This window comes from Propionivibrio soli (genome assembly GCF_025770765.1).
GTDB lineage: Bacteria > Pseudomonadota > Gammaproteobacteria > Burkholderiales > Rhodocyclaceae > Propionivibrio > Propionivibrio soli.
The window spans coordinates 1-1698 of record NZ_JANZKY010000032.1 but is presented as its reverse complement, the minus strand read 5'-3'; the positions used below and the strand labels follow the sequence as shown (position 1 = coordinate 1698).

The following is a 1698-nucleotide window of genomic DNA, read 5'->3' as shown; positions in this document are numbered from 1 at the left end:
GGAAGCGAGGAAGACGGCGGCGCCGACCATGTCCTGCGGTTTCCCCCAGCGGCCGGCCGGGATGCGTTCGAGGATCTGCCGGCTGCGGGTCGGGTCGGCAAGCAGCGCGGTGTTCATCTCGGTGTCCATGTAGCCTGGGGCGATGCCATTGACGTTCACGCCCTGGCTCGCCCATTCGTTCGAGAGGCTCTTGGTGAATTGCGCTACCGCGCCCTTGGCCGCGGCGTACGCGGGGACGGTGAGGCCGCCCTGGAACGAGAGCAGCGAGGCGATGTTGATGATCTTGCCGCGCCCTTGGGCGAGCATGACCTTGCCGACTTCCTGGCAGAGGAAGAAGACGGCGTTCATGTTCACGCCGATGACGAAGTCCCAGTCTTTCTTCGGGAATTCGGTGGCCTTGTGCCGGCTCTGCACGCCGGCGTTGTTGATCAGGATGTCGATGTGGCCGAAGTCGGCTTTGACGCGGGCGACGAGGTCGGGCAGGCCGTCGATGTCGGCGAGGTCGTGGGGGTAGACGCGGACTTGCCGGCCGGTGGCGGCGATTTCGGCGACGACTTCCGGGAGGGGGGTGCGGGCGACGAGGGCGATGTCGGCGCCGGCCTTGGCGAGGCCCACGGCCATGGCGCGGCCGAGGCCGCGGCTGGCGCCGGTGCAGAGGGCGACGCGGCCCTCGAGGTTGAAGAGGTCGAGCATGGTTATCCTGGGGGTGAGTTGTTGTTATCGGTTGTTGTCGTGGCAGGTTCCGTCGCGGGGCGGGGCCGCCGGTCAGTCGCCGAGCTTGAAGAGGAGCTTGATGGTGTCGTTGCCGCCTTTGAGCAGGCTGGCGAACTGGCCGGGGGCGTCCTCGGGGGCGGCGACGGTGAGCAGGCGGTCGAAGTCGATGCGCCCGCTTTGCAGGATGGCGATGGCGGTTTCGAAGTCGCGCCGCTCGTAGACGCGGGTGCCGACGAGGGTGAGTTCTTTGAATTCGACCTTGAGCAGGTCGACTTCGGGCGGTTTCTTGTAGGAGCCGACGACGACGCCGGTGCCTTGCACGCGCAGGATGTCGAGCATGGTGGCGTGCACGCTGGGGTGGGCGGCGCAGTCGAAGACGAGGTCGGCGTTGCGGCCGTGGGTGTGTTCGAGGACCTGGGCGCGGATGTCGTCGTTCGCGGCGTCGATGGCGGTGAAGCCGAGTTGCCGGGCGACGTTGAGCCGGTGTGGGTTGGCTTCGATGACCATGACTTGGGATGCCCCGAAGTAGGCGAGGCAACCGGCGACGCACAGGCCGATGGGGCCGGCGCCATAGACGACCGCCGTGTCGCCGGGCCGGTAGCGGGAACGGGCGACGGCATGGACGCCGACAGCGACGGGTTCGATGAAGGCGCCGAGCTTGAGCGAGAAGCCGCCGGGGATGGGGAGGACGTTGTCTTCGGGGACTTTGACGTAGTCGGCCATGCCACCGTCGCAGTCGATGCCGATGAGTTTCAAGGTGTTGCAGACGTGGGCGTAGCCGTTCTTGCAGGGGTCGCAGTGGCCGCAGCTCAGGAGGGGGTAGACGGTGACCGGGGTGCCGGGGGCGAGGCGGCGGTGCCCTTGGACGATGGTGCCGGCGAATTCGTGGCCCATGATGAGCGGGGCTTGGGCGCGCGGGTGCACGCCTTGGTAGATGATCATGTCGGAACCGCATACGCCGACGTAGGCGACCTTGATCAGGAC

At 67.4% G+C, this 1698-nt stretch carries 2 protein-coding genes; both read right to left on the bottom strand.

Annotated elements, in window-relative coordinates; all coding sequences use genetic code 11:
* The coding region (locus NZ453_RS21830) for an SDR family NAD(P)-dependent oxidoreductase (protein WP_263773119.1) at window positions 1-693 on the bottom strand (693 nt) is incomplete at its 3' end.
* 72 nt (window positions 694-765) lie between these two features.
* Window positions 766-1698, bottom strand: a 933-nt coding sequence (locus NZ453_RS21825) for a zinc-dependent alcohol dehydrogenase (RefSeq protein ID WP_263773117.1), incomplete at its 5' end; no start/stop codon positions are given.